The sequence below is a fragment of the uncultured Capnocytophaga sp. genome, from assembly GCF_937936315.1.
Lineage (GTDB): Bacteria > Bacteroidota > Bacteroidia > Flavobacteriales > Flavobacteriaceae > Capnocytophaga.
Map to the genome: position 1 here is coordinate 1 of NZ_CALGWU010000036.1, position 1758 is coordinate 1758.

The 1758-nt window shown below is 40.4% G+C and carries 1 protein-coding gene and 1 pseudogene; both read left to right on the forward strand.

The features are described from left to right. The coding region (locus tag Q0162_RS06255) for a gliding motility-associated C-terminal domain-containing protein (RefSeq protein WP_297890479.1) at nucleotides 1–704 on the forward strand (704 nt) is incomplete at its 5' end. 204 nt (nucleotides 705–908) lie between these two features. Further along, nucleotides 909–1758: pseudogene (locus Q0162_RS06260) on the forward strand (gliding motility-associated C-terminal domain-containing protein); the annotation flags it as partial.

Below are 1758 nucleotides of genomic sequence, written 5' to 3' on the forward strand. Positions count from 1 at the left end.
CTACCGATGGAACGATTACGGTACCAAACAACACCCCAGCGGGTACTTATAGTATCGTGTACCAAATCTGCGAGAAGTTGAACCCAGGCAACTGCAGTACAGCTACTATAGTTGTAACAGTAGTAGGAACTCCAACGACAGCTCCGATAGCCGTTGATGATAGAACCACAACACCTCGCAATACGCCAGTGACTATCGATGTACTAAGTAATGATACTCCTAATGGAGCAACATTGCCAAACGTAGTAACTCCACCGTTAAATGGTAGTGTTATAGTAAATGCAGATGGAAGTATAGAGTATACACCTCACACAGGATTTGTAGGAGTAGATACTTTTGTATACGAACTTTGCAATGCAGGAGGTTGTGCAACAGCAACTGTAAGAGTTGATGTTACTAACAAGTTAATAGTGTATAATGGTATATCAGTAGGAGGGGATAAGAACAATCACTTCCACATAGCAGGTATAGAATCCTACCCTAACAATACAGTACGTATTTACAATCGTTGGGGAGTAAAAGTATGGGAGGTACAAAGCTATGACAATGTTCGCAATGTATTCAAAGGCATCTCTAACGGTCGTGTAACGATAGAAGCTGCTGAGAAGTTGCCACAAGGTACCTACTATTATGTCATCGAATATGTAGATGAAAACAATCAACAACAATCAATGGTAGGTTGGTTATACTTGAAGAAGAACTAGCATTCTTGCTAATAACAACAAAAAAACTCAGGAGAATATCCTGAGTTTTTTTGTTAAGTAGTGAGCTAATCAAATTATGTGTTTAGCGAAAAACTAATACCTAAAATTGTAAAATAGTGTTAAAGTTTTACACTGTGTCGTTTTTTTATTGTACTTTTGCCTTGGGTTTCTACATCCTTTTTTTGTTAATGAAATAAAACTTTTATGCAATTATTAAAAAACTTGACATTTAAAGGGCTTCTAATAGCCTTCTTATGCTTGTCGTGGGGCGCAAAAGCTCAAGTGGCTGTAAATGCTGCGGTAGCACAAAGCGAAGTACATTTTGCTAATAATACCAACTTTGAAATTGGTACCCTTACGATTAAGATTAAATTACCTACTACTAAAAATACAGCCGAGGTAACTGTTACCTTGCCTACTGGTATTGAGTACGTAGTAGGTTCTGTAACTGGAGGAGCCAATGCTACTTCGGTATCCCAAGTGGCAGGTAGTCCTCTTAACAAACCTGTGTTTACCCTTGTAGGTACGCCTAACACCGAAGTGGCTTTTACCCTTAAGCGTAAGCTTACTAAGGCTGCTACCGATGCTTTGGCAGGTAGATACCTTACCGATGAGGTGAAAGTAACAGTGGTAGGCGAACCAGAAGAAAAAGAAAAATCTAACCAGTATAGGGTAACGCCTCCAGTAGTTACCGTGCAAGACGTTGTAGGAGTTGATGGCGCCTCATTAGGCGAAAATACAGCTACCTTTGGTATTCGTAATACAGGGGTAGGCTATGCGCATACCATTTACTTCTCTGTAGATTACCCAGCAAATGTTACTAACGTACGCTTTACCCCTCCTGCAGGGGTAACCTTAACTCACGTGGGTAATGTACCTGCTGGCTTCCCCGATGCAGGTAAGCCTTTGTATAGCCTTACCAAAACAGGTGGATTTGCTAATAATGAGCTGGTAACTATTACCGAAACCTATAAGATAACCCCTGCTCTTTGCGGTAAACAAACTAAAATAGGCTATGTGCCTTATTGGGGCTTTTCGGCTACCAACCTATTTG